The organism is Phyllobacterium sp. CCNWLW109, from assembly GCF_037203905.1.
In the GTDB taxonomy this organism is placed as follows: Bacteria; Pseudomonadota; Alphaproteobacteria; order Rhizobiales; family Rhizobiaceae; genus Phyllobacterium; species Phyllobacterium ifriqiyense.
The window spans coordinates 556,523-581,542 of the sequence record NZ_JBBCBK010000001.1; the positions used below are offsets into that span (position 1 = coordinate 556,523).

Below are 25,020 nucleotides of genomic sequence, written 5' to 3' on the forward strand. Positions count from 1 at the left end.
GAAGTCAAAGTATGAGTAAACGGATTGTTTTCACAGGCGGTACAGGAAAGGCCGGTCGTCACGTCGTACAATATTTGGCTGACAAGGGCTACGACATCTTGAACGTGGATCTGACGCCGTTAGACCATCCCAGCGTGAACACACTGGTGGCGAACATTACTGACAGCGGGCAAATGTTCAATGCCTTGTCCAGCCATTTCGGATTTAATGGCTTTGAAAGTGGCAAAGGTCCGGCACCAGTGGATGCCGTGGTTCACTTTGCCGCTGTTCCGCGGGTCCTGATCAGACCCGATAACGAGACCTTTCAGATCAACACTATGGGAACCTATAACGTTATCGAAGCGGCTGTTAAGCTTGGCATACGAAAGATCGTTATTGCGTCGAGCGAGACAACCTATGGTGTATGCTTCGCCGAAGGTGACAAGGATTTTCATCATTTTCCCCTTGAGGAAGATTACGATGTTGATCCCATGGACAGTTATGGCCTGTCAAAACTCGTTAATGAAAACACGGCACGAGCATTCGCCGCACGATACGGTGCCGATATTTATGCACTCCGGATAGGCAACGTTATCGAACCTCACGAGTATAAATTGTTCCCGGATTTCCTGGCCAGGCCAATGTCGCGCAAACGAAACGCGTGGAGTTATATTGACGCTCGCGATCTTGGCCAGATTGTGGATTTGGCGATACGCAAAGATGGTTTGGGCTTTCAGGTTTTTAATGCCGTAAATGACACGATCACGGCTTTGCTTCCAACGCGTGAGTTTCTTCAGCGGTATTGCCCTGGCACAACGCTGCGCCGTGAACTGGGTGAGTTTGAGGCGCCTTTATCCAACCGGAAAACGCGGGAAGTCCTGGGTTTCAAAGAGAATTTTAACTGGCGAGACCTAGTGCCTGAATCGGAACTGTAGCTTGGGACGCCTGGTCGTCTTTTGTGCGATTAAGATTACCGCACGTTTTGTGCGGCCGGGTCGCATTGATTCACCCAAGCAATAAACTGGGTGGAGCGCCGCAGGGCAAAAAAATTACCGAGGGCCGTTGACACATTCAAAATTATTTCGAACTGTCGAACCCTTATTTTTTTCCGACCCTTGCCTCATACAATAACCCGTAGCGGCGACGGTTCTTTCACGGCAACCGCTAACGGTTGCCGTGACAGTTTTAGGCCGGGATGGTCAGGATCGTTGATGCTGCTGGATCAAATCTTGAGGCGACCAACATGCTTGAGAGTGTCTGAATGTCTTTTGCACGGAATCGGCTGCGCCGCTCCGCACGAACGCCGTGCCTATCGATGAATGGGGTCCTTCCACAGGATGCCTTCCGGTTTTTCCACCGTTTCAATATCAAGATTGACGACAACGGGATCCTGGCCGGAGCGCACGAGCACGCATTCGAGTGTCTCGTCTTCACTCGCATTGATTTCCTGGTGCGGCACAAAGGGCGGAACATAGATGAAATCGCCAGGCCCGGCTTCCGCGGTAAACTCGAGATGGTTACCCCAGCGCATGCGAGCCTTGCCCTTGACGACATAAATGATGCTTTCAAGATCGCCGTGGTGATGGGCGCCGGTTTTGGCATTGGCATGGATTGTTACCGTTCCAGCCCAGATTTTCTCCGCACCAGCCCGCGCGTTGTTGATGGCCGTCGCGCGGTTCATGCCGGGCGTCTGGGCCGTATTGGGGTCCAACTAGTTGCCAGGAATGACCTTGACACCGTTGTCGCGCCAGTCAACCTCTTGATGGGGGTGTTTGTGACCGTGCGCATGGTCATGATGCTGGGAGTGATTGTGGTCCTTTGACAATGTCATTTTCTCGATCAAGATGGTTTAAGCGGCAGCAGATACGCAAAGTAGGTCCACGGTTTTGATGTCTTCAGGCTAGTCCGGACAAGCCAGACTTGACCGAAACTGGCAAGGCGGACCGAACCTGCCCGGTAGCTTATATTAGCATGAAATTCTAACGCAGGGGGTTCACCTTTCGCAACCGCAATTTCTGACCGCCGTAAAACCGGTTCGCTTACCTGGACATGCGTGAGATCAGATCTCGCGTTGCAAGCCATCTGGGACTGACTGTGTTCGACGATGTATGGCTTCTGACGATATGGTGCGAAACCAAAACAGATTTCCGCAATCTACGTGTCGATCGCATTGAGAAAGCCGAGCCTATCGGACGGCGTTTTCGGCCGGAAGCAGGTATGCGTTTTGAGGGCTATCTAAAAATATTACCCTGACTTCAATCGAGTTTCATCATCGCACGCATCACAGTCATCTACCGTAGATCTGTGCCCCTTTGATGTTCAGGGGCCATCCTCTGTTCTTCGAGCATGAATCGGACTTCTTGAGACAGGGCACCTTAGATCACCGACACGACTTTTTTCCATGTAGGTTATAGTTATTTTCAGGCGAGCTATCGCCGAAGGCGGGATTCTGATGAAGGGAAGAGATCGATGGAATTGTTTGACCTTAAAGGACAAGTTGCGATGGTGACGGGTTCGGGCAGTGGCATCGGCCAGGCTATCGCGATTGGTTTGGCCGAGGCTGGGGCCGACATAGCATGCTTTGGCCATCTCTCAAACGGCGGTTTGGATGGAACGGCGGATAAAATTCGCGCTTTTGGCCGCCGAGCGTTAACGCTCGAAGGCACCGTAACCTCTGCCGCGGACCTGGAGGGGGCGGTCGATCTGATAGAGAACGAACTTGGGTGTTTGACGGTTGCCGTCAACAATGCGGGTATCGGTGCTGGCGGAGATGCCGAGACGCTTCCACTGGAGAACTGGCAACGGGTCTATGATGTAAATGTAACGGGTGTTTTTTTGTCCTGCCAGGCGCAAGCTCGCGTAATGCTTCCCCGAAAGAGGGGCTCCATCATTAACATTGCTTCAATGTCAGGCTCGATAGTCAATCGTGACTTGAAACAAGCCGACTACAACTCATCCAAGGCTGCGGTTATCCACCTGTCAAAGAGCCTGGCAATGGAATGGATTGATCGAGGTGTCCGGGTCAATTCGATTAGCCCTGGCTACACGCTGACACCGATGAATCGGCGGGCTGAAGTCGCTGATCAGGTGAAAATATTCGAACGGGACACTCCCATGGGCCGCCTGGCAGCTCCCGAGGAAATGGTCGGTCCTGCCGTATTCCTTTCAAGCCGGGCTTCTTCATTCGTAACTGGCATCGATCTCGTCGTGGATGGCGGTTTTATGTGTTGGTAGCCGCGCGCAGAGCGAACGTCCGGTGGCCACACGAACTGTTCGAGCTAAGTCGAACGTTAGGTCTTGGGAACATGCCCGCACCAAAGTATCGTTCCGATATTGCGAACCAGTCAGCGTGATCTGACCCCGTAACGATCTGCTTAAGAGGCGCAGGACGTCCGAGATAATAGCCCTGCGCTTCGTCGCAGCCCTCGGTGTTCAGGAGTGTGAACAGACACCCTAAGCTTTAAAAGCATTAAACAGTTGAATACGGCATTAGAAGTTCGATTCCGCTCAAGACCAAGGCGTAACCTTACAGTGTACTGGCCCCATAAATATCCTTACAGTCAGTCACACTAAGCTGCCGAACCAAATCATATTGCTAATGCAGGACCTTGGCTCTCACTTGACAGAAAATCCGTCATAAAATGAAGTTGCTGCGATTATAGATATGCACGAAACCCATTTTCGCTAAATTGGCGTTCGAGATGTTGGCCTTTTCGGCCGATGGCACTTCGGTCTCGACCACGAAAGTCGACACGCCACGGTCTGCGCCTTCTTCTAGGCGAGCTTGAATCAAGGCTTTCTGCGCACCCCGGTTTCGAAAGCTCGGCACGGTCGTTCCACCGCCGAGCCACGCAAAGGATCCTGAAGCGAACATTGCTCCTGTTCCCACGGGCGTGTCTCCATCCAACGCGTAGAAACAAGACCATCCGTCGCGCCCAACGATCGCTGCCCATAGAGCGGTGAGGCTTTCCGGAAAGCCAAAACCGGCACACATCATGGCGCCGAATACCTCGGCTTCGTCGGGCTGAACTTTTCGTGTGTTCACGGCGCCTGACGATGGAAGAGAGACCGCGTCCGTGGATCGCCGCAGCTTCGCCCACCCAGGACCATAGGCAACCAACCCTTTCGTCTCGATCCACCGTGTCAGCTTGTCCGATGCAGTGTCGGTATTGACCTGTAAGAACCGGTTCCCCGTCCTTTCCCTCATCCAGTTGTAGGCTCCGTCGAAATCTTCATGTTTGGTGAGGCCAAGGATACGGTTGAGGCCGATCGCAGGCGCGCTCGGTAGTGAGATCGTACATCCGCCATTCATGGAAACGCATGCGAATCGCTCCTCGTCCGCCAATCGGCCGCGGGCGGCCTTATGCAGATCAATGAAAGCCTTGGCCTCAATGGCGTCCTCCTGCGTAAGGCAGGGCTGATCAGAAGAACAAGAATCCAAGAGAGTACTCCAAAGGCAGACACTTCGTCGAAAGCAGATAACAGAACTGTCGGATTAAAAATAGAACAATTCCATCGGCGAATCCTGCACGCCCGTCTGGGCGAGAAATGCCGTTGACGAGGATTTGCGCCGGCTTTGGCGTTGAGTGATTTTAAGCGAGCTAGACGATCTTCCAATACCATCGAAGATCTGCGAAGAAGCCTGGCAACCTTCATCTTGAGCCAGCCCGCGGTGCAACATGTCTCCATATGCCTTGAAAACTGGCCAGTGCGGTATATCGTTCAATTTATTATGAATTGTGAGAGCAGGATGTCACACCATCTCGGGTTCCAGACATTGTCGAAACAGACCGCTTTCCAGTTTGGAGATTTCCGTTTTCTCCCAGAAGCTCAATCCCTCCTGTACAAGGGGCAACCCGTCGGCCTCGGTGGGCGAGGTTTCGACATTCTGACCCTGCTCGTGGCGCGGGCGGGCGAGGTTGTCAGCAAAGCTGATCTGTTTGCGCATGTATGGCCAGATTATATCGTCCACGACCATAACCTGAAGGTCAATGTCGGCAACCTTCGACGCTCGCTGGCCGAACTTGATCCTTCCATGGAGTACATCGTAACCATTGCTGGGCGAGGTTACAAGTTCGTCGCCGCCTTGGAAAGCGATCGCCCGGCGCTAGCCCGGCAAGTGGTTGCCAGTGCAAGCCATCATATCGCGGCACCCCAGGTTAGGCCGCTCCTCGGCCGCGACGACGCGACCCGGCAGATCTCGGAAAAGCTCGATCAAGCGGGTTACGTCACCATCGTCGGGCCAGGCGGCGCGGGAAAAACCTCTCTTGCGGTCACGGTTGCTGAGCAATCCTGCGGGGCAAACGAAGCCATCGCCTTTGCGGATCTCTCGACGCTGAGCGACCCGCGATTTGTGGTGCCAGCGATCGCGTCTGCCCTCGGCGTGTCGCTGGGGTTTGACGATCCCATCGCAGGCGTGATCGACGTCCTTCGCCACAACCGGCTGCTTCTCATCATCGACAATTGCGAGCACGTTATCGCGATGGCCGCGACGATCGTTGAGCGGATATCCGCGGACGTTCCTTCGGCGCGGATCATTGCGACCAGCCGCGAGCCGTTACGGACGCGGCACGAGCAGATCCATTTTCTCTCAGGATTGGCTTATCCGCACCAGACGACGACACTGTCCATCAGCGACGCGCTACAGTTTCCGGCAATCCAGCTGTTCATTTCAAAGGCGTACGGTTCAGGCGATACAAAGCCTACTGATGAATATGTCCGCAGTGTTGTTTCGATCTGCTCACGGCTGGACGGCTTGGCACTCGCCATCGAACTGGCCGCCGGTACGGCCAGCGTTCTTGCACCCTCGGCGCTCGATGACCTCTTCAGGGATGGCTTTCATACGATGAACCGGGGAGCAAGGGATGCACCCTTGCGCCACCAATCCTTAGAAGCGACGCTCGACTGGAGCTATCGACTTCTTCCTGACCGTGAGGCGGTCTTGCTCGGTCTGCTCTCGGTATTTTCCGGCCGTTTCAACGCCGACGACGTGGAGGCGATGTATTCCGCCGGCGCCCTGGAGCCGATTACCGGGCGGGACGCACTGTCGCAGCTCGTGGCAAAGTCGCTGGTATCAGCGGAATACGACGGCGGGACTGTGCATTACAGACTTGCCGAAAGTACGGGTGCCTATGCCGCGCGTCGTCTGTCAGGTTCCCTCTACAGAGAGAAGGCAAGACGGCATTTCGCCGTTCGAACAAAGGACAAGCTGCAGATCGCCGAACGGGAATGGTCGTCGCAGACGTCTCGCGAATGGCTCGGCAAATATCGGAGGCAGATCGACGACGTTCGCGCGGCCATCGGCTGGGCGTTTGATCCCGCAGGCGATGCGGCTTTGGGTGTCGAACTGGTGGTCGCTGCCTTGCCGCTGTGGCAAGAACTATCGGCATTTAGGGAAATGCTGGAGGCCATCGACCTTGCCGGGTCAAACAGTGCTGCCCTCATGGCGCTCGCGCCACTGGGCCGAGCCAAGCTCTCGACGGCGCGGGCCTGGGCCATGACACTGGCGCGCCACATGCACCCGCAAACCGATGATGTTTGGCGCGAAAGCATCTTTCATGCGAACGGGTCGCGCGACGCGGAATTTCAAATACGATCGGTGTGCGGACAGGCCGTTTTTCTGGCCTATTCCGGCCGGCCCCGCACGGCATTGCGCAGCATGAACGAGTTTGCGGCAGCAAAGGCTCTGGACTGGACGACGGCGCCCGACGGCAAACGATTATTAGCGCATATCAAGATCTATGCAGGCGAGTTCAATTCGGCATCGACCCACCTGGAGGCGCTGATGGATGATTGGGGGCACCTGGAGGAGGGGCATGGCTTGTCCAGGTTCCAGGTCGATTTGCCTGCCGGTATTCGTTTCTCTCAGGCATTTCTGTCTTGGCTGCAGGGTGATTCTGATCGTGCCTCCCGGCTGGCCGGTCAGGCGATCGATCGTGCCGCCGATCTCGATCACATGATCTCCTTGGGCAATGCGATCTCGCTTGCGGCCCTTCCGATCGCTTTCGTGGAGGGTGATCTCGAAACTGCTTCGCGGCTTCAGCATCAACTGGCCGACGTCAGCCGGCGAGAAAGCGTCGGCATTTACGAGGGGACAGCCAAGTTTTTTGCGGGTGCTATCCAGTCCTCTCGAGGTGAGCAGGCAGGTTTTACCCTGATGCAAGACAGTATCAGCGGATTGCTTCGGGGGAACTGGCGTGCTCGCGTGCCCTTCTACCGGAGCCTGTTGGCGGAGGCATATCTTGCCGCAAGCGAACTGCAGCTTGCTGAGGATAGTCTGCGCGCCGTGCTTGCAGAAACTGGCATACGAGAAGAGCGTTGGTGGCATCCGGATCTTTGGCGCGTTGCGGGAATGATTGCAGCCGGAAACAGGCGGACCGACAAGGCGATGCGCTATTTCCAGACGTCATTGGATTGCGCCCGCGCAATGGGTGCAGGTGCCGCTACCAAACGGACCCAGCTTGCCATCGATGCCACGGACTTTGGTTGACCTTGCTGCATTCATCCTGGGTTCGTGCTCAATCTTTTCGTCGCAAATCGAGGCGCTCCCGCAGTGACGCATTTTCCTGCTCAAGCTGAGCGACCTTGTCCAGAAGATGTCGCGAGGCTGCCAAAAACTCGGCTTCGGTGTAACGCGGCACGATATGCTGCGGACAGTTCCAGTCGAACGCCTCGAGCTTCAACCTGAAAATACGTTCAGCCTTGGCTCCATAAGCACTATCGGTGATGGCCTCGGTAAGTACCGGATCGGCGTCAAGGGCCAGCTTCTCGGCACGGGCATAGATCTTCAGGCGGGCGCGCGCGGGGTAGTCGATCAGAAACAGGCATGTCCGATCGTTCTCTGCCAGATTGCCGGTGGTGATATATTGACGATTGCCGCGGTAATCGACGAAGGCGAGAGTGCGATCGTCGAGGACCTTGAGAAAGCCGGCAGGCCCGCCGCGATGCTGAACGTAAGGCCAGCCGGTTTCCGAAACGGAGGCCATGTAGAAGCTGTCGCGCTTTGCGATGAACGCGGTCTCCTGTGCCGTGAACCGGTCGAATTCGCGGTGTCCCTTGAAGTCGGACCAGAAATGATCCGCTCCCATTTCCGCTTGCGCCCTGCGAACTGAAGGCGTGATCGCGATATCCATAAAACCGTAACTCATATCGTATCTCCCTAAAGTGTGGTCAGTTCGCAGGGCGTTGGATGCACAAGGTACTAGATTGCCTCTCTAGCGGCCTGCTGCGCGCGGGCATAGCTCTCAGCCACGGCGGCATAGTTTGGTGCGGCAAGTCCGTAGAGCTTGCCAAGCTCGGCAGCCTCGGGACGCGCCCAGGTGCGGTGAAGTTCAGACAGCAATGCATTGGTCGATGTCGGCTTGACGCCGCCCTGCACGAAGCGGGCGAGTGAAATCCGCGAGGCCATTTCGCTCGGATCCCCCGAGGCATCGAGCACCGCATAGACGTCGTAGCCGGCAGCGCGGGCGTCGAGTGCCGGAAACATCACGCAGACACTGGTCCAGACGCCTGCCATGATGAGAGTTTTGCGGCCGGTTGCCCGAACTGTTGCGACGAAATCGTCATTGTCCCACGCGTTTACTTCCCCCTTGCGTGGCACATAGACGGCGTGCGGAGCCAATTCATGGATTTCGGGCATCAGCGGACCATTGGTGCCGGCAGGTTCCGAAGCGGTGGTGATCACCGGGATGTTCAGGAGAGTGGTGAGCCTGGCGATCATCTCCACATTCCGGCGCAGATCAGACACGGATATGTCCTTGACCGTCTGGAACAATCCCGACTGATGATCGAGAAGCAGGATCAGCGCGTCGGAGGGATCGATGAGGGCTGCGCCGCCGCCGGTCGGAAGGACGCTCGGCTTGGATTTGCTGTTGTACATGGTCATTATCCTCTTTTGGGTTTCAGTTAGCGGGTCAGGTTTCGGGCGAGGAAGTCGCGCATGACCGGGATCATTTCGTCCGCCTTGTCCTCAAGGGCGAAATGTCCGGTATCGAAAAAATAAAGCTCGGCTTTGGGCAGGTCCCGGAGGAAGGCGCGTGCGCCTTCCGGCAGGAAGATGGGATCATTTTCGCCCCACAGGATCAGGGCCGGCGGCCTATGCGCGCGGAAATAGGCGTGGAAGTCGGGGTAGAGCGCGACATTGGTCCTATAGTCGTACATGATGCCCAGCTGGATGTCCGTGCTGCCCGGGCGGTCGAGGAAGAGCTGATCGTATAACCATGCTGCCGGATCGATCCGCGTCTCATCTTTCGTGCCGGCGAGATATTGGAAACGTGTCCCGTCAAGCGATAGAAAAGGCCGCAGCGCGTCGCGGTTTACCGGGCCGTTGTCGGCCCAATAGGCCCGCGTCGATCCCCAGAAATCCCCCATGCCGTCTTCATAGGCATTGCCGTTCTGGACGATCAGGGCGGTCACTCGATCCGGATGCGCGACCGCCAGACGAAACCCGGTTGGCGCGCCATAATCCATGACATAGAGCGCGTAGCGTTCGGCGCCCAGCTGTTCGAGGAGACCGGCGATGACATCCGAGAAAGTGGCAAAGCTGTATTCGAATTCGCTGGAAGACGGCATTGCCGACAGACCGAACCCCGGAAGGTCGGGCGCGATCACATGATAGTGGTCGGAAAGCGCTGGGATGAGGTTTGCGGTACATGTGCGAAGAGCTTGGAAAACCGTGCAGCAACACCACGACAGGGGCGCCTTTCTCTCCAGCCTCGCGGTAGAAAATTTCCACGCCTTCAACGCTGGTGGTTCGGTGATGGGTGACGGGCCGGGTCATTGTCCGGCACCTTCGGTCGGCGTTGCGGCCGAGGCGGCGGCTGCGATGAACGCCGCGACGTCCTGCGGGTGCGACAGCATCGCGGCGTGACTGCTGTCGATCTCGGTGATCGCAGCACTCGCACGCTTGGCCATCCGGCGCTGCGCGCTAGGCGGCACCATCCTGTCGGCGGACGCCACGAGATAGTAGCTGGGTTTGGTCTTCCAGGCTGCATGGGTGAGGGGTGCTATGACCGCTGCAAGGCCCCAGGGCAGTTGCGCCGCCGCCATGAAGCGTGTGGTCGCAAGGTCGACATCGGCGGCAAATGCTTCCGGAAAGCGGGCCGGGTCGACAACGAGGTAGCCGTCCTGCGGCGGCAGCAACGGTGCCTTCGTTTCGCCGGGCTCTTCAGGAGGTTCGTTCAGGGCCGCGACGGATTCGCCGGCATCCGGCACAAAAGCCGCGATGTAGGCCAAAGCCTGGACTTTTGGGTTGACGCCAGCCTCGGTGATGACGGCTCCACCGTAGCTGTGGCCCACCAGGAGAACCGGGTGGCGAGCCGCGGCAATCAGGCTCTCGGTCACGGCAACGTCGCCTTCAAGCGAGGTCGTCGGGTGTTGAGCGACGAGAACTTCAAACCCTCGGTCGACAAGTTCGCCATGGACCTGTTGCCATCCGGAGCCATCGACAAACGCGCCGTGCACGAGGACGATCGAGAGGAACGGGGCACCAGCTGTCTGGGTGCCCGAAACGGGATTGGTCATGATCTTTTCCTTTGATTGGGGGAGTTGCGGGGCCGCTGGCCCCGCAGAACGGTTTGGCTATCGATCAGTTGCAGACCTTGCGGTCGAGGAAATCCCGGATGAGCGGCGCCATCACATCGAGCTTGTCTTCGAGGGCGAAATGGCCGCTGTTGAGAATGTGCATCTCGGCATTCGGGAGATCGCGAAGATAGGGGTGCGCGCCAGGTTCCGGAAAGATCTTGTCGTTCTTGCCCCAGACGATCAGCGTTGGCGGTTGGTTGTCGCGGAAGAAGGCCTGGAATCGCGGGTAAAGCGGTACATTGCTGCCGTAGTCGCCCAGGAGATCGAGCTGGATGTCCTTGTTGCCCGGCCGATCGAGCAAGGCCTGATCGACGACCCAGTTGTCGGGGCTGATATGTGAGACATCGCCCATTCCGTCGGTATACTGGAATTTCGTGGTTTCGAGCGTGACCAGACCGGCGAGCGCTTCCCGGCGTTCCGGCGTTTTCTCGGCCCAATAGGCCTTGATCGGATCCCAGAACGCGGCGAGGCCTTCGGTATAGGCGTTGCCATTCTGCACGATCAGGGTTTCAACCCGCTCGGGATGTTTGAGCGCGAGCCGGTATCCGATCGGTGCGCCGTAATCCATCACATACATGCTGTAGCGATCGGCGCCGACCTTTTCGGTCAGTTTTTCTACGATGTTGGTCAGGTTCTCGAACGTGTAGGAAAACTGGGTGTGGTCGGGTGCGTCACTCTGGCCATAGCCGGGATAGTCAGGCGCGATCACGCGGTAACGGTCTGCAAGCAGTGGAATGAGGTTGCGGAACATATGGGACGAGGTCGGGAATCCGTGCAGAAGCAGTAGCACCGGTGCGTCCTTGGGGCCGGCTTCACGATAAAAGATTTTTACGCCATCGATCGTCGTGTTTTTGTACTGAATAACGGGAACGGCTTTCGCGGCTATGACTGGGGTGTTCGGTATGCAGCGGGCTTCAGCCGCAACGGGAGAGATGGCCATGAGAAGTGCGACAGTGGCGAGCAGATGCTTTTTCATGATGCTTTCCTTTTTCCAAATTGGGTGCCGATCCACATCAGCGCCTCTGGAAAGAGGACTAGCATCGCCGGTCTTCGGACCTGGGATAAATAAGGGTAAAAAGTTGAACAGTTGGCCGTCGAAGGACTCACAATAAGCAGCGTGAATGGCTCGATCCAAACGAAAGCCGATCCGTTGAAGCAGCCTCATGGGAAGCTCTCCACGTCTGCGGTTCTTTGAACGACCGATAGCTATGACGATCAGAGAGAGTGTTTTTGCGGTAGAATCGGCGTGATAGGTTCTTCGGTTTGCCGGTGCTGGGTTCGATTCCTGTCAAGGCTCTCATTGGAAATCACTCCCGATATGCTCTAAAGCGGGATTGTAGACCTCAGGGCACCAATCGGATTTGGTGGAAAATCGTCTATTATCGGCATTTTCAAAGGAAGGGTTGCTGACAACTTCCCTGTTTGTACGCAGCAGTAGTCTGTAGAACGTGGCGAACCCCAACAGCTGGGTCTTAAGGAAGCTTATCTGGTCAGCAGCGACGATCTGCCGGACGTTGTCTCGGTAGAAGTAGAAATGCGTGTTCAGGATACTGTTCGTACGGACTTTCGGTAAGCTAGTTGATGTATAGCCAAGCTAAGATGGCTATCGTAGGCTGCGAGCGAACCTTGCAGAAGATTGTTGGAGGTGTGTGAAGACATGAGCCTTAAGGCGAAATACGGGAACCTTACAATTGCAGCCTTCCTGATGTCATTCAGTCAGATCAATCAAAATTTTGCGGCAGATGCAAACGGATGCATACTTAAAACGGAAACAGAAAGTGATTGGCTTTTTGTAAACAACTGTAACCGCGACTTGGTTTTAGAGCTCTGCTTCGAGAAGACAATCGATTCAGCTGTTAACTGTTCGAGTGTCGCTCAAAATAATAGTGACCGACTGTATCCAGCGACGGTAGTCGAAGCGAATTCCATATTGCAGATTTTGAACATTGGCAATCGCTCTGAAATCAAGTGGGGAGCATGTTATCATAACGAAAAAGATGATCGGAATCCGGGGATACCAGAAGGCGAATGGAAGTTTACGTATCGCTGTAAAAATTCGAACGTCGACAATTAAGTCATACAAAGAAAACAACGCTCGACCCATAACGGTTCTGTCGCAAAAATTTCACTTCTGCTGAGCTATGTCATCATCGGTGCGCATAATTGAGTGAGAGAAAGCAGTCACGATGCGTTCACATGACAGCAGCTTTTGACGATTTCCAGCGGGAACTCATTGTCGAAAATACCAGGGCTGGACTCGCCGCAGCAACAAACGCAGTCTCAGGGGCGGTTGACCGCGTGCACTGGATGACAAGAAAATCAAAAATGCCGAGGCGATGCTCAAAGACGCTGAAAATTATCCGTTCATTGGTGACATCATTGATCAGCTTCAGATAGGACGGACCGCCTTCTACCGATATTTTCCACCAGACCGTACCCATTAGCTCAGGAACGGAAAGGGTTAGAATCTCACGATCTTAAACCAAATATCGGCGTCAAGCTTTAGGTAGTGCACTCCCTCGCCACAAACCTGCGGAAGACTTTGGCCAGCAAGGGCCCGCAGCCGCAGATTTCATCCTCAGGAAATTCAAAGGACGACGAATCGCAATTCTCAATGACAAGAGCCCGTTCGGTGCGGGTCTTGCCGATCAGGTCAGGCAACGGCTCACTGCGGAACAGATGGCTGTGGTATTTGAAGTGGGCATCAATCCGGACGACAAAGACTACAATGCAGTTGTCAGCCGCCTAAAGGCAGAGAATATCGAAGTGGTGTTTTTCGAGGGATATCATACTGAGGCCGGTTTGCTGATGCGGCAGGCGGTCGACATCGGGCTGAACCTTAACATGGTGGGAGGCGACCCTCTTGCTTCCAAAGAATTCGTTACCATTGCGGGACCTGCAGCAGAAGGGGCAAACTTCACCTTTGGCCCCGACCCGAGCAAAAATCCGCAAGCAGCGCCAATCATGAGCGCTATGCATGAGAAAAACCTCCAACCGGACGGCTGGGCGCTTTATTCATATGGAACGATTCAGGTCTTTGCCGAGGCGATCAGCGCGGCAGGATCAACTGACAGCGCCGCTGTCCTTTCGGCACTGCACAGCCGGACGTTTTCTACAGTCCTAGGGGAACGTCACATTCGACGACAAAGGCGACAACAAAGCTCCAGGATTCGTTGTCTATGAATGGCACAACGGTAAATCGAGCTATGCTGAACAATAATCCCAGTTCGTCTTAGGGCATCGCCGCAGCCAACAAACGCGATCGCAAGGGGCGGTAGACCTCGTGCTCTGGATAACAAGAAAATCAAAAACGCCGAGGCGATGCTCAAGCCGCTGATCTTGCTTGCTATATCCCGCACCATAGCCTCCCTCTAGCGCGCACTTGTTGCTAACGTCACCGGAATCGCAGCAACAAATGTTCATGTCCGCGTAGGACTGTAGCCAGCCAGCCGTATCACGGTGAGACAATCCTTTAAACTGAGATGCTGGAGACAATTATGCTCAAGAAATCACTGTTTTTCTTTATTGGCCTTTTGACTGCCAATTCGGCATTGGCCGCATCAGCGGTCACACAGACAGACCTCAATTTGCGGACAGGGCCGGGAATCGGGTATCAACCAATCGCAACAATTCCGGCCGGCCGAACTGTCGCCGTGGTCGGTTGCCTCGACCGGGGACGTTGGTGCGACGTCGGCTGGAATGGCTATCGCGGCTGGCTCAGTGGCACTTACCTTGGAGCAGTTCACGTTCGGCTTCCCATGATCACCTATGACCCTGTCGTCTACGAGCGCTATTATCAGCCCTCTTACAATCCGAGAGCGGCAGCACGACGCGATGCAAGGATCGAATACAGGGTGCACCGGAGAATGGATCGTCGTTGGGAGCGCTGGACTGATTGAGCAACGCTCTGCCGGGTGAAACCCTAAGCGCAGGCCCCCAACGCTGTAGACTTCTATGCTTACCCCGAGAGAGTGCCGGTGATGCTATTCGTTCAGGCGCTGTATGCTCAACGACCTTGGTATAGTGTGTCTGGAGGTTGTTTCTGGGGAGCTTGCCCGAGTGGGCAAGCTCCTTTTAGTGCTCTCAGTTCCGCAGCTCAGTGAAACCGAGACGACAGAGGCACGATGGTTAACCGCATCAAAAGCTCCAATATGTTCCCCGACGGATTTTCGCTGGCCGACGCATCGATTCCAGTCCGAACATACTCTGGGGACGTTGACGTGCGGCCGAAGGAAATTTGCTATCCAAGATCGTATCAAGCTTGGGTTGTAGTAAAAAAGATTGGCAAAGGGCGAAGCGGGGTGGCCTCCATTGCCGGGCCGACGGCGGGGCATGCGGAGTTTTACTGGAAGACCGCCTCCCGGCACGCGAAACCCATGGGAATGGTTGATCAACGCGACAGGCTTGTCCAGTTGCCAAGCGACCGGTCAGGAAGGTTTCAATCCCGAGGAAAGGTGGCACCTCTTATCTTGGATTCCTGAGTTTCAAATCGAACACCTGCACTCATTCTCGTCCTGTATCCAGAGTTCAACCCGGCCATCGTCTTTCCAACCGCATCAACAGGCCGCCGCTGACTACGCCAAATATCAGACCCGCAACGTGGCCAGGCTTGGGATACGCAACATACCACAGGTCTAGTGCTAAGCCTGGCAACAGCGCAAGCGCTATCAGTGGCCACGCAACGTTTCCCCGCAGTTGGCCAGCAAGCGTAAGGACCAATGCAGAGCCCGCGAAGGCGAAGTTTGCCTGAGAAGCACCCGTTCCGACATTAAACGGCCATGCCAAGAGAAGGGGGCTGATTGCTGTTGCCGCGCCGCCAGCCAAAAGCCATAAAAGCAGCATGACAGTACGCCCAACGCGCCCCTCAAGCAGATTTCCCAGGAGCAAAAGGGTGATGGCATTGAGCAACATATGCCCCTGCTTTGCATGGATAAGCTGCGCGGTTGCGAGGCGCCAGATTTCGAGCCTGGCAAGAACGTCTGTCGTCACACCACCGTAAGTTTTCAAGACATACACCGGGACTGTGCTGAAGGGTGAACCGGTGGCGGCGTAGGCCACGGAGAATGAAACCGCCACTGTCAACAGGGCCAAGCCGGTCGAAAGGCTCAGCCAGGGACTCAAGCTGGTGATGTTCTGCTTCATTGATTGCAGCATGGCTTCCTTCACTCGCAACGGAACGGACCGCATCACTGTTCCCGCGAGCCGATATAGGGCCGTAGGTGTTGCCATATGCACGGTAAGATCGATATTGGGCAAAACACCAATTACATGCGTTGACGACAAACGCCCGGCGGTCGGTACCGGAAGGGCGAGAGTCCGATTGGTGATGACACCGGCAGCAAAGGCTGCGGGGAAACAAAATCCCTTGTAAAAGCGGGAACCAGGACGCGCCACGGAAGCCGTTGTATCGTGAAACGCCGCGAACCACGACAACTCCCGTCGCGGCCCTTTATTTCGTGGCTGATACCGCCATTGGTCACATCATCTCCGGATTTTAGAGAAACCGCTGAGGCGCGAGCGGGATAGGTCGAAAAGGAGGAAGGGAGCTGCGCCCAATGCGGCGACTGTCTTGCTCACGTCATTGGATCCGAGAGGACAGGGCGGATTAACGTTTGCGCAAAGCCCTGAGCTCAGAGAGGGAAAGGGTGCGGTCGCCATTGATGTCTGCCTGCAGAAGACGATTAGGAACGAACTGAGCAAATTCGGTCCTTGCAATTCGACCATCGCTATTCGCGTCTATGCGGTGCGCGCGAGTTTCCAAGCCGTCAGCGGTTGCCATTTGAAGCCTGCCGCCCTCTCTCGCACGCTCAAAGACGGCCTGTGCCTCAGCTTTGTCGAGCACACCATTTCGATTTGTGTCCACGCGATCGAACAAAGTGGCGCGCGCCGCCTGCAACTCGCTGAACTGAAGCGCTCGGTCACCATTTTGATCCATTTGGCGGAAGACCTGACGGAGCTTTTGTCCCTCCGCCGCACAAGCGCTACCAGTCGAGAGGACAAGTATCACGCCGGCAAAAAGTTTCGCATTCATTCAATTTACCTCTTTTCTCAGATGGAATTGGCATCAATGCCGTCTTCTACGTGCATTGACCGCGGCTCCTACGCGCGCCTCGCGTTTTTCTGTTTGAGAAGGCAACGATCACCGTTGCATGCTCCGCAGTCCAAAAACGTTAGGCGATTGCGTAGGAGGCATGCAGCCGCCTCGTATCAGTCCGTGTCGTTTGCCAATGGCAGCCTGAAACAACGCAACAAAGGACCACAAGCAATGAAACAGAAACTCTATGTACTGATCGCGTCACTGATGGCCGCCCTTTCAGGGCCAGCGTTCTCGGTAGAGTCGCAGACAGGTCTGCCTGTTCTGCAGCGGCTCGACCAGAACAAGGACAGCGCTGTTACGCGCGACGAGATCCAGGAGGCCCGCGGGAAACTGTTCGCTCGCCTCGACGCCAACGGAGACGGCGCAATCGATCAAGACGAAACGGAACGGATCCGTGAATCGATAATGGATCACGCCATAGCGATGCAGGCATTTGTCGCAAACCAGATGCTTCGTCTGGACACTGGTAGCGATGGCAAGGTGTCCGCAGACGAGTTTCGAGCGCGCGCACCCCTTTTCGATCTCGCTGACCGTGACGGGGATGAGAAGATGTCGGATGGCGAATTTCTCGTTATTCGCAGAATTCTGTTCAACCGCTGAGATTGACCATGGTGACAACCAATAACTCCATGAGTAATAAGGACATGACAATGGTGTCTTGCTGGAAGAAAATCTTTTCCGCATTTGGTGTTGTCGTAATGCTGATTGCGATGCCGGCGATGTCGGCCGAGTTGACGCGAGACACGCGAAGCGGCGGCACGATCACCCGCAGCGTGACGAAGGACGGGAACATCTATTCGGGACAAACGACGCGCGTTGGACCGAACGGTGCGACCTACACCTCGAGTTCGACCTGCCGTAATGGTTTGATCGATCGCTGCCGCCGCAGTTACTCAGCCACGGGAGGAAATGGTCGGACTTACTCAGGCTGTACTGCAACAGCGCGAGGGCCCTATCGGGTCCGATCTATCGGCGTTCACAATGGCCCGGGCGGAACAGTCGGCATCATCCGCCGCAATTGGAGGTAAATCCGCGTGAGTCAAGCGCGCGTCCCGGAGCCAGCAAGACCACAAGAGCGTCTCAATGACGAGGCGCTGCTCGCCCATATTGCTGCTGGCGAACAGCATGCCCTCCGGGAGCTGGTAGACAGACACGGGCGCGGTCTGAAGCTATTCGCTTCGCGCTATCTCGGCGGTGCCCACGAGGCAGAAGATGTCGTTCAAGATGTCTTCTTTTCCGTCTGGAATAACGCAAAGCGTTTCGATCCCGCAAAGGGACGCGCGACCACCTGGATCTACCGGATCGCTGTCAATCGATGCATCGACGTGAAGCGGTGGCGCCGATTTCGGGTATTTCTCGGATTCGAAGACACGGGTGATGTGTTAGCCTCTGAAGATCCCCCAACGGATGCGCTGATCGGTGCACGTCAGGAGCTGGCCATCGTCCGCGCCGGTCTCGATAAGTTACCGGAACGGCAACGCATGGCGCTGCTCCTGCGCGCACTTGCTGACCTTGACGTCCCCTCGATTGCGGAAGCTATGGGAACCAGTGCAGGTTCGGTAGAGCAGCTGCTCGTGCGGGCAAGGCGAACGCTGCGCGCCCGGCTCACGAAGGTTGGTGAATCCGTACCGGAAGTCGAAAGGTTATCAAAATGAACAGAGACGAGTTCGAGAACTTGAAGGTCAGGTTTGGGCCTGACATCACAGCATGGCCGCCCCCTTTTCGGCAGGAGGCGTTGCTGTTTCTGACCGGACACAGGCTTGCTGCCCTCAGCGACGATAAAACGCTCGACTATCTTGTACTTGAAGCGGCGAAAACGCCGGTCGACGAGAGCGTGCTCGTTCGTCATGTGATGACAAGAATTGCAATGCCCAGACGCAGGACTCGGCCGAAAATTGATCCTCGATTGTGGTCAATCCCGGCGACAGCGGCAAGCATGGCATTTGTCGTCACCCTATCTGCGGCCAGTGGCTACTGGGCCGCGAGGACGCAAAACGACACTTCCGACGATGCCCTTCTGGCCTTTGCCGTAGGAGTCCCCCCTGCAGGGTTGGCAGAGACGTCGATCGGCACGCAAGAAGAGGGAGGGCACCCGTGAAAAGGTTCACTTGGCTGCGTTTGGTTCTGTTGGCCGTCTTTATGGCGTCGTTGCTCGGAAACTTCTTCTCTCTGGGCTATGTGTTTAAACGCGAATCTGATGCGCCTGCGATGTCCATTCTCGCGGAAGGGGCGTTCTCAGCCTATCCAGATGACGTCCGCACACAGTTCCGCCGCCTTTTGCGAGAAAACAGAGCAGAGACAGTTCAGTCGCTTCGACAGTTGAGAGATGCGCGTCGTGAGCTGGCATCAGTGAGTGCTGGGCCGCTTAAGGAGGTGGAGGTGAGGAAGGCGATGGCCGATGTCCGTGTCGCCACCGACGCCCTCCAGCGTCTCATGCAGGATTTGCTTCTCGAGGCTCTTCGGGCGACAGAGCGAGAGCGGGCAGGCGATTACAAGTAAGGCAGAGTGCAGTAAGGGTCTACGGGGATAAATCGAATTGATGCTGGCGCCAACCTTCGCAACATTTGGGACGTTTGGTGCAGCAAGGATCGGAGGAGAGGCTACGACATGATCGTCCAAGCGTGCATCAATGGCAGCCGAAAGCCGGATTTCCATCCGCTTTTCCCTTCCACCATTGAGGACATGGTTCGGGATGCTGTTGCCGTCCTCGAGGCTGGTGCTGCGGAACTGCATGTGCATCCTCGCGATAGCGAGGGGCGTGAAAGCCTGGTTGCTGTTGACGAAACGGTTGCCGCTATTCGCCAGACCTGTCCCGGCACACTCATCGGGGTTTCGACTGGTGCATGGATCGAGGGCGATGAGGAACGCACCAGAGAGGCAATTTCCCGGTGGTGTGTCCTTCCGGATTACGCTTCAGTGAACTTGGCTGAAATCGACGCGCCTGGCGTCATAGAGCTGCTTCACCGGAAAGGGGTCGGTGTGGAAGCGGGTCTGGCAACGGTCGCGGATGCGCACCGGTTCATCGAAGCCGAAGAGCATCGCAGGGTCTTGCGTATTCTCGTAGAACTCGATCATGAAAGCGACGTTGAGGCGGCCATGCGGAGCTGCGATGACATCATGTCCGTCCTGCGACGAGCCGCCGTCAAGCGGCCGATCCTGTTGCACGGTTATGATCAAACGGTCTGGCCCTTTGTGCGGCGCGCGGGCGCGGAACATCTTTCGACGCGCGTGGGCTTAGAGGACGGAAAGCACCTTCCAAACGGTGCGGTAGCGCGTGGCAATGCCGAACTTGTCTCGGCGGCAGTGGAGATCTTCCGGCACTATGAGAGCGGATAATCCTCAATAGATGGAGTGTATTGTCTTGCGTCGATTAGTCATGAACGATGAAAAATCTTGTTCGGAAAGCACCCAAAGGTGTCAATCACGAAATCGGCGGGAAGGCGCGGCCGGATGTCCGACGACATGCCATGTCAGGCATCGGTCCAGAAAAGCGGTGACCGCTGAGACAAGGACCTCTCAAACAGATCGGCCGCCTATGTCATTCTTATAGCAGGAATGATCCCCGAAAACTGGGCATTGTGCGGGCCGCCAACGCTGCGCGAGTGATACTGCCACTCTTTCTGATCAGAATTGCAAAAATGCCTTTATTGGATGGGAATGGATGGATTAATGGATGCTGCCGTGCCATATCTGTTTTTGGATGGAAACGGATGGGTTATTGGATGCCAGCGCACGATCTCTCGAAATTGCGGATCACCCCCGAGGTTCTCTCGCTGATCGCCCAGATTGACGAATTCAAGGGAGCGTGGCGTGCCTTGGGTCGCATCGCTCCTGACCGTCTCTCCAGTTTGCGGCGGGTCGCCACGATCGAGAGCATCGGTTCGTCAACCCGTATCGAAGGCGCAAGACTGACCGACCGGGAAGTCGAAAGACTCCTTTCGAACCTGCGCATTGGTTCATTTACAAGCCGCGATGAGCAGGAGGTTGCAGGCTATGCGGAGGTGATGGAGACCATCTTTTCGGCCTTCGACACAATCCCGCTTGATGAAAATCACATCCGCCAGCTCCATCGAGACCTTCTGGCTCACTCGACCAAGGATGAGCGTCATCGGGGCAGCTGGAAGGCACTCTCCAACAATGTGGAGGCTTTCGATGAAGACGGTCGGAGCCTGGGCATCGTTTTTGAAACCTCCTCTCCCTTCGAAACACCCGGCCGAATGGCCGATCTCGTAGCCTGGCATCAGGCTCAGGAGAAGGACGGTATTTTTCATCCTCTTCTCGTCATCGCGGTTTTCATCCTTGTTTTTCTGGAAATCCACCCATTTCAGGATGGCAATGGTCGCCTTTCACGGGCCCTGACCACGTTGCTGCTCCTGCGGGCGGGCTATGCTTATGTGCCCTACAGCTCTCTCGAAAGCGTCATCGAGCAGAACAAGGAGGCCTACTACCTGGCACTGCGCCGTACGCAAGGGACGATCCGCACCGATCAGCAGGATTGGAACCCCTGGGTTGAGTTCTTCCTGAGAAGCCTGCAGAAACAGAAACAACGGCTGGAGCGCAAGATCGAGCGCGAACGCATCCTGCTGGGCGACCTGCCGGAGCTTTCCGTTGCGATCCTCGAACTTGCACGTGAGCGTGGTCGTGTGACCGTGTTGGAGGCGGCCAATGCCACGGGCGCAAGCCGGAATACGGTGAAGGATCATCTGCGGGCGTTGACCGAGCAAGGAAGCCTGACCCTGCATGGCGCTGGTCGAGGTACCTGGTACGGCCTGAGCTGAACGGCAAAATGACCGGCGGATATCCGCTAACTATATCGGTGCAGACGGTAAATGCGTCACGAGGATGGGAGAAAAACTCCCAAGTGGACAGCCATGAGTCCGATTCCGCCGCGGTGGTCAATGGAGTCACCAATCCAGATATGCTCAAAAGAGTGGTTGTAGAATTTAAAGAACCAATCGGATTCGCCGGAAAGTCGCCTATTATCGGCATTTTCAGAGGAAGGGTTTCTGGTACGTTCGGTAATTGAACAAAAGCCTAATCTTGAATCAGGATCTATTGGTTCAATTTTCTTCAAGGCAAAAGGGCTGGCGGCGCCGTCGATTGGCGGATGACAAGCGAGTAGTCTACCTCATAGGGGTTGGGCACGCGGTCGCCGTCGAGGCGTGCGAGTATACCCGATCAGGTAAAGCCGAACATGAGCGGCGTTTCTGGTTTGATCGTCGTTACTACACTCCCGGATCAGACCGCGAGTTGACCGAGGGGCTCAACGCGTGGCACCGCCTTGGAGAGGCAAGGTGACGATGTTTTCCGCTTCTCGGATCTGGTGATAATTGAATATCAGCCAGTCGGCAATGACACCACGACTGCGTGACCGCTGGAATCTAGTTCACGACGATACCGATCTATAGTTGCGGGCGTACCGCCGGTCAGGTTCACAAGGCAAGGAAACAGTTTCTCAGCGCTGTATTGGAGCCGACATCCGTTGCGATGACCTTCGCCAGCCGACTGCAAGTGCATATGTCAAAATGGAAGCGGCCAAGGCTTCGATCATCGCGCAAAGGTTGGCAGTTTCGGCCGATCAACTTACACTGACTGGTGTATGGAAGAGAAGCGGAAGATTGTTCAGTGAACGACACTCTAAGTGGTTGGATTCCCGGATCGATTTGCTCAAGGCGCACATCAATTTGGTTAAGGCTGAGCGTGACGCGCACTAAACCGGGATCGCGCCTATTTCCAGATTTCAACCTTGGTTATCTTGTTTGCTGGCGACATCGTCAACATGTATTGTGCAAAGTTGATTTTATCATCACACGTCACTTTGACAATCGTCGTGCCGCTTAGCGATTTTACCTTGTCGATCCTTGCATCGGTCATTCGGTCACACCAGAATCCAGCATTTCGTATTGCCCGAGCTGTTTGGCGCTTGAGGATTCGCGATTCAGTCTGGCCGACAGCGAGACTGACGGGATTCCCCAGAGCAATCAGGACCACAACAAGAATTATCGTCCACAGTTTCATACGGCTCAGTGGCCGCTTTGTTGCCGGTCCTTTCGGTTGCTTTTGCATTATCCTTCATCCTCCACCAATTTCAACGTATCCGCTGCCTTCTTCCGGGCCAATGTGTTTTGCGTCGCAGCAGCCAACGCACCTGTTGATTGGTCTTCCTGACCTGCGACCTGCACCGTGGGTGAGGCAAAGCCAATGCCGTTTGCCGCAAACGCTTCACGGATCATCGCATAGGCCCGGCGCCGAATGGTCGATTGATGACCAGGCTTTGTCATCATCGCAAAACTTAGGTTTATGCCGTAATCGCCAAAAGTCTCGACGCCCTTCATCTTGACGGTTTCAATAATATGCGGCCCCAGTTCCGGCTCTTCGAGCAGCGTGGCGCCAACGCCCTTCACCACCTTTTTAACCTTGGCGATATCAGTGTCGTAATTGACGGAGATCAGGAATTTGTCGATGACCCAGTCGCGGCTCATGTTCTGGACTGCTCCAAGGGAACCGAACGGAACAGTGAAAACCGGACCGCGATGGTGACGCAGTTTAACCGACCGGATACTGAATGATTCAACCGTCCCCTTGTAGCTTCCGCTTTGAATATACTCGCCAACCCGAAAGGCATCATCGGTCATGTAGAAGACACCGCTGATCACGTCCTTGACCAGAGTTTGCGAACCGAAGCCGATTGCCACGCCAAAGATGCCCGCACCGGCAATCAGCGGACCAATCTCGATGCCAAGCCCCGACAGTATCATCATGAGAGCAACCGCAATTATGAACGCAGCCAGAAAGTTTCGAAGAATAGGCAGGAGCGTCATCAACCGTCCGCTGCGTGCCAACTCTGCTTCATCGCCGGCCTCCAGGCGCGCTTTTTCGATCCGGCGATTGATGAGGCCCTTTACAACATGCCAGACAAGATCTGCTGCGAGCACAATCACCGCTCCGCCAACGACGCCACGAACAACCTGTTTGGCAGTCTCGTCCTCCATGAGCCCGATGGCACGCGCACGAGCGACGACACCAAGCCAGGCAACGGCCAATACGATAACCACAAGTCGTGCTCCCCGTTCAACCAACACTTCAAATAGTGTGTTCTTTTGATTTGCCCGATCGAGCGGCCGGGTGAACAGTTGTTGCACGAGATTTGTGGTGGTCCGCAGCAGTGGCGGCAAAATCAGAATGTAAATTCCAATCCACATTGTCAGGCTCAAACCGGCAACCCACAAGACCCAAAGCAGGCAGACGTAAAATGTCAGTCCCCATTCCTTGATACGATGTGCTTCAGGTCCGGTGCTGCGGTCTGGCCGATGCCAGATTGTTTCCAATGCAATCACCAGGAGGCCGAGGCCAATCGTATAAACAAGCAGGCTTTGGACCTCGGGTGCAAAGGCCAACGCCTTCATCGCCGCTGCCGCTGCCCAGCCGGTAAAGAAAATGCCGGCAAACCATGCTACCCGCTTATACCAAAACCGGGCACGGCGCCCGTCCGTGGCGATCAAACGTCTGGTTTCGTTGCCAGGGGCGAGCAGTGCGCCCGCTATTTTCAGGATAAAGCGCCAGACAATAAGTGCCGCAAGCATTGGTACCACCAGGGCGGCAAGAAGCGGCGGCCAGTTGAAGAAAAGGAAACCACCGACACTTACAATTGCAAAGATAACCAGCGGTGCCAGACCGAAGAACGCCGACGCAGCGATCGTTTCCGCAGGTGCTGGCAGATCCCCAGCGGAAAACGTTGGACCGCTTCTTCCCAATGCAAAACGTCGGAATGCGGTTTCAACTCCATACCCCAGTCCTGCAAAGCCGGCGAACAGTGCGAGGACGGATCCAAAACCATAGCCGTTGAGAATAGTGTTTATCTTGTCGTCGGCTCTGGCGAGCTCGCCCGGAGCGGCGGGTATGGCGTGCACCATATCGCGCAGGTGTGAACGAATTCCGTGTGCCCAGGTCATGACTGCGCTCGTAGACAGCTCTTTGCCATCATCCTGCGGCATCACATTTGGTTTTGCCGCAATCCATGATTTGACGTCCGGATCCTCCAGCAACTTCAGCAACTGGTCAATTTTTTCGCCCTGTTGTGCCGGACTGTTCGTTTGGGCATTCGCCAACCTCACAGTCTGGGGAAGCATGGCGAGGACCAGGATCAAAAGAATATGAACCGCTGCAATGTTGATGCGACTAGATCCGGGTACCATTTCTTTTCCTTATGGGACGTGGCCTTGTATTTACTGAATTCCTCGCAAGTGAAAAGACGATATAAGAGATTTGTACTAGGGTAATTCACTATTAATAGACATTTTACGACATATTTTCCGAAAGACGAGTAAATAATTTTAGTTTACAATCGCATTTAATTTGGAAGT

23 protein-coding genes and 2 pseudogenes are annotated in these 25,020 nt (G+C 55.6%); 13 read left to right on the plus strand and 12 right to left on the minus strand.

The genetic code is table 11. From position 1 onward, the window contains the following. Positions 1 to 11 precede the first annotated feature (11 nt). Complete coding sequence (locus V9K92_RS02755; RefSeq protein ID WP_337353204.1) at positions 12 to 914, plus strand: NAD-dependent epimerase/dehydratase family protein; 903 nt, start codon at positions 12 to 14, stop codon at positions 912 to 914. Positions 915 to 1,288: 374 nt separating this feature from the next. On the opposite strand, the pseudogene V9K92_RS02760 reads toward V9K92_RS02755, so the two are convergent. Further along, a pseudogene (locus V9K92_RS02760) lies at positions 1,289 to 1,810 on the minus strand (cupin domain-containing protein). 212 nt (positions 1,811 to 2,022) lie between these two features. Between V9K92_RS02760 and V9K92_RS02765 the strand changes: the two are divergent. Together V9K92_RS02765 and V9K92_RS02770 are read left to right on the plus strand one after the other, a co-directional pair. Continuing rightward, positions 2,023 to 2,232 carry a WYL domain-containing protein gene (locus V9K92_RS02765; protein WP_337353494.1) on the plus strand — a complete coding sequence of 70 codons (210 nt, stop codon included), beginning with the start codon at positions 2,023 to 2,025 and terminating at the stop codon, positions 2,230 to 2,232. Positions 2,233 to 2,448: 216 nt separating this feature from the next. Next, entirely contained in the window at positions 2,449 to 3,213 is a 765-nt protein-coding gene (locus tag V9K92_RS02770) for an SDR family oxidoreductase (RefSeq protein ID WP_337353205.1), read from the plus strand. Positions 3,214 to 3,613: 400 nt separating this feature from the next. Here the strand turns inward: V9K92_RS02770 and V9K92_RS02775 are convergent, their stop codons facing one another. Then, on the minus strand, positions 3,614 to 4,420 hold the full coding sequence (locus tag V9K92_RS02775) for a GNAT family N-acetyltransferase (RefSeq protein ID WP_337353206.1): 807 nt from the start codon (positions 4,418 to 4,420) through the stop codon (positions 3,614 to 3,616). A 309-nt stretch (positions 4,421 to 4,729) separates the two neighbouring features. Here V9K92_RS02775 and V9K92_RS02780 point away from each other — a divergent pair, with 309 nt between their 5' ends. Further along, positions 4,730 to 7,468 carry an ATP-binding protein gene (locus tag V9K92_RS02780; RefSeq protein ID WP_337353207.1) on the plus strand — a complete coding sequence of 913 codons (2,739 nt, stop codon included), beginning with the start codon at positions 4,730 to 4,732 and terminating at the stop codon, positions 7,466 to 7,468. A 28-nt stretch (positions 7,469 to 7,496) separates the two neighbouring features. Here V9K92_RS02780 and V9K92_RS02785 read toward each other — a convergent pair whose 3' ends face one another. From V9K92_RS02785 to V9K92_RS02805, 5 genes are all read right to left on the minus strand, one after another. After that, positions 7,497 to 8,126, minus strand: a complete 630-nt coding sequence (locus tag V9K92_RS02785; protein ID WP_307276188.1) for a pyridoxamine 5'-phosphate oxidase family protein — start codon at positions 8,124 to 8,126, stop codon at positions 7,497 to 7,499. Between the two features lie 53 nt (positions 8,127 to 8,179). Then, positions 8,180 to 8,857, minus strand: coding sequence for an isochorismatase family protein (locus V9K92_RS02790; RefSeq protein ID WP_307276191.1), 678 nt, complete (start codon positions 8,855 to 8,857; stop codon positions 8,180 to 8,182). Positions 8,858 to 8,883: 26 nt separating this feature from the next. Next, positions 8,884 to 9,588 (minus strand): alpha/beta fold hydrolase, encoded by a 705-nt coding sequence (locus V9K92_RS02795; protein WP_337353208.1) that lies wholly within the window; start codon positions 9,586 to 9,588, stop codon positions 8,884 to 8,886. 165 nt (positions 9,589 to 9,753) lie between these two features. After that, positions 9,754 to 10,500, minus strand: coding sequence for an alpha/beta hydrolase (locus tag V9K92_RS02800; RefSeq protein WP_337353209.1), 747 nt, complete (start codon positions 10,498 to 10,500; stop codon positions 9,754 to 9,756). Between the two features lie 64 nt (positions 10,501 to 10,564). Then, positions 10,565 to 11,536, minus strand: coding sequence for an alpha/beta fold hydrolase (locus V9K92_RS02805; RefSeq protein ID WP_337353210.1), 972 nt, complete (start codon positions 11,534 to 11,536; stop codon positions 10,565 to 10,567). A gap of 681 nt (positions 11,537 to 12,217) precedes the next feature. Here V9K92_RS02805 and V9K92_RS02810 point away from each other — a divergent pair. Beyond that, on the plus strand, positions 12,218 to 12,634 hold the full coding sequence (locus V9K92_RS02810) for a hypothetical protein (RefSeq protein WP_337353211.1): 417 nt from the start codon (positions 12,218 to 12,220) through the stop codon (positions 12,632 to 12,634). A 118-nt stretch (positions 12,635 to 12,752) separates the two neighbouring features. Here V9K92_RS02810 and V9K92_RS02815 read toward each other — a convergent pair whose 3' ends face one another. Beyond that, positions 12,753 to 13,001, minus strand: a complete 249-nt coding sequence (locus V9K92_RS02815; RefSeq protein WP_337353212.1) for a hypothetical protein — start codon at positions 12,999 to 13,001, stop codon at positions 12,753 to 12,755. A gap of 103 nt (positions 13,002 to 13,104) precedes the next feature. On the opposite strand from V9K92_RS02815, the pseudogene V9K92_RS02820 reads away from it, so the two are divergent. Further along, positions 13,105 to 13,743 (plus strand): annotated as a pseudogene (locus tag V9K92_RS02820) (branched-chain amino acid ABC transporter substrate-binding protein); the annotation flags it as partial. A 314-nt stretch (positions 13,744 to 14,057) separates the two neighbouring features. Further along, entirely contained in the window at positions 14,058 to 14,459 is a 402-nt protein-coding gene (locus tag V9K92_RS02825) for an SH3 domain-containing protein (RefSeq protein WP_337353213.1), read from the plus strand. 628 nt (positions 14,460 to 15,087) lie between these two features. Here the strand turns inward: V9K92_RS02825 and V9K92_RS02830 are convergent. Then, positions 15,088 to 15,993 (minus strand): rhomboid family intramembrane serine protease, encoded by a 906-nt coding sequence (locus tag V9K92_RS02830; RefSeq protein WP_337353214.1) that lies wholly within the window; start codon positions 15,991 to 15,993, stop codon positions 15,088 to 15,090. A gap of 136 nt (positions 15,994 to 16,129) precedes the next feature. Between V9K92_RS02830 and V9K92_RS22825 the strand changes: the two genes are divergently transcribed. Then, on the plus strand, positions 16,130 to 17,257 hold the full coding sequence (locus tag V9K92_RS22825) for an EF-hand domain-containing protein (RefSeq protein ID WP_443094425.1): 1,128 nt from the start codon (positions 16,130 to 16,132) through the stop codon (positions 17,255 to 17,257). Here the strand turns inward: V9K92_RS22825 and V9K92_RS02845 are convergent. Then, on the minus strand, positions 17,247 to 17,450 hold the full coding sequence (locus V9K92_RS02845) for a hypothetical protein (RefSeq protein WP_337353216.1): 204 nt from the start codon (positions 17,448 to 17,450) through the stop codon (positions 17,247 to 17,249). The two genes, V9K92_RS22825 and V9K92_RS02845, sit on opposite strands and share 11 nt — an antisense overlap. A gap of 241 nt (positions 17,451 to 17,691) precedes the next feature. Between V9K92_RS02845 and V9K92_RS02850 the strand changes: the two genes are divergently transcribed. The 5 genes from V9K92_RS02850 (at position 17,692) to V9K92_RS02870 (ending at position 21,435) form a co-directional block, all read left to right on the plus strand. Then, entirely contained in the window at positions 17,692 to 18,312 is a 621-nt protein-coding gene (locus V9K92_RS02850; RefSeq protein WP_337353217.1) for an RNA polymerase sigma factor, read from the plus strand. Continuing rightward, on the plus strand, positions 18,309 to 18,755 hold the full coding sequence (locus tag V9K92_RS02855; protein WP_337353218.1) for a hypothetical protein: 447 nt from the start codon (positions 18,309 to 18,311) through the stop codon (positions 18,753 to 18,755). Before V9K92_RS02850 ends, V9K92_RS02855 begins: the two co-directional genes overlap by 4 nt. Next, positions 18,752 to 19,156, plus strand: a complete 405-nt coding sequence (locus V9K92_RS02860) for a periplasmic heavy metal sensor (protein WP_337353219.1) — start codon at positions 18,752 to 18,754, stop codon at positions 19,154 to 19,156. Before V9K92_RS02855 ends, V9K92_RS02860 begins: the two co-directional genes overlap by 4 nt. 108 nt (positions 19,157 to 19,264) lie before the next feature. After that, entirely contained in the window at positions 19,265 to 19,993 is a 729-nt protein-coding gene (locus V9K92_RS02865; RefSeq protein ID WP_337353220.1) for a 3-keto-5-aminohexanoate cleavage protein, read from the plus strand. 374 nt (positions 19,994 to 20,367) lie between these two features. Beyond that, positions 20,368 to 21,435 (plus strand): Fic family protein, encoded by a 1,068-nt coding sequence (locus tag V9K92_RS02870; RefSeq protein WP_337353221.1) that lies wholly within the window; start codon positions 20,368 to 20,370, stop codon positions 21,433 to 21,435. A 949-nt stretch (positions 21,436 to 22,384) separates the two neighbouring features. On the opposite strand, the gene V9K92_RS02875 is transcribed toward V9K92_RS02870, so the two are convergent. Together V9K92_RS02875 and V9K92_RS02880 are read right to left on the minus strand one after the other, a co-directional pair. Then, positions 22,385 to 22,723 carry a hypothetical protein gene (locus tag V9K92_RS02875; protein ID WP_337353222.1) on the minus strand — a complete coding sequence of 113 codons (339 nt, stop codon included), beginning with the start codon at positions 22,721 to 22,723 and terminating at the stop codon, positions 22,385 to 22,387. After that, complete coding sequence (locus V9K92_RS02880) at positions 22,723 to 24,852, minus strand: mechanosensitive ion channel family protein (protein ID WP_337353223.1); 2,130 nt, start codon at positions 24,850 to 24,852, stop codon at positions 22,723 to 22,725. Before V9K92_RS02880 ends, V9K92_RS02875 begins: the two co-directional genes overlap by 1 nt. Between the last annotated feature and the right edge of the window lie 168 nt (positions 24,853 to 25,020).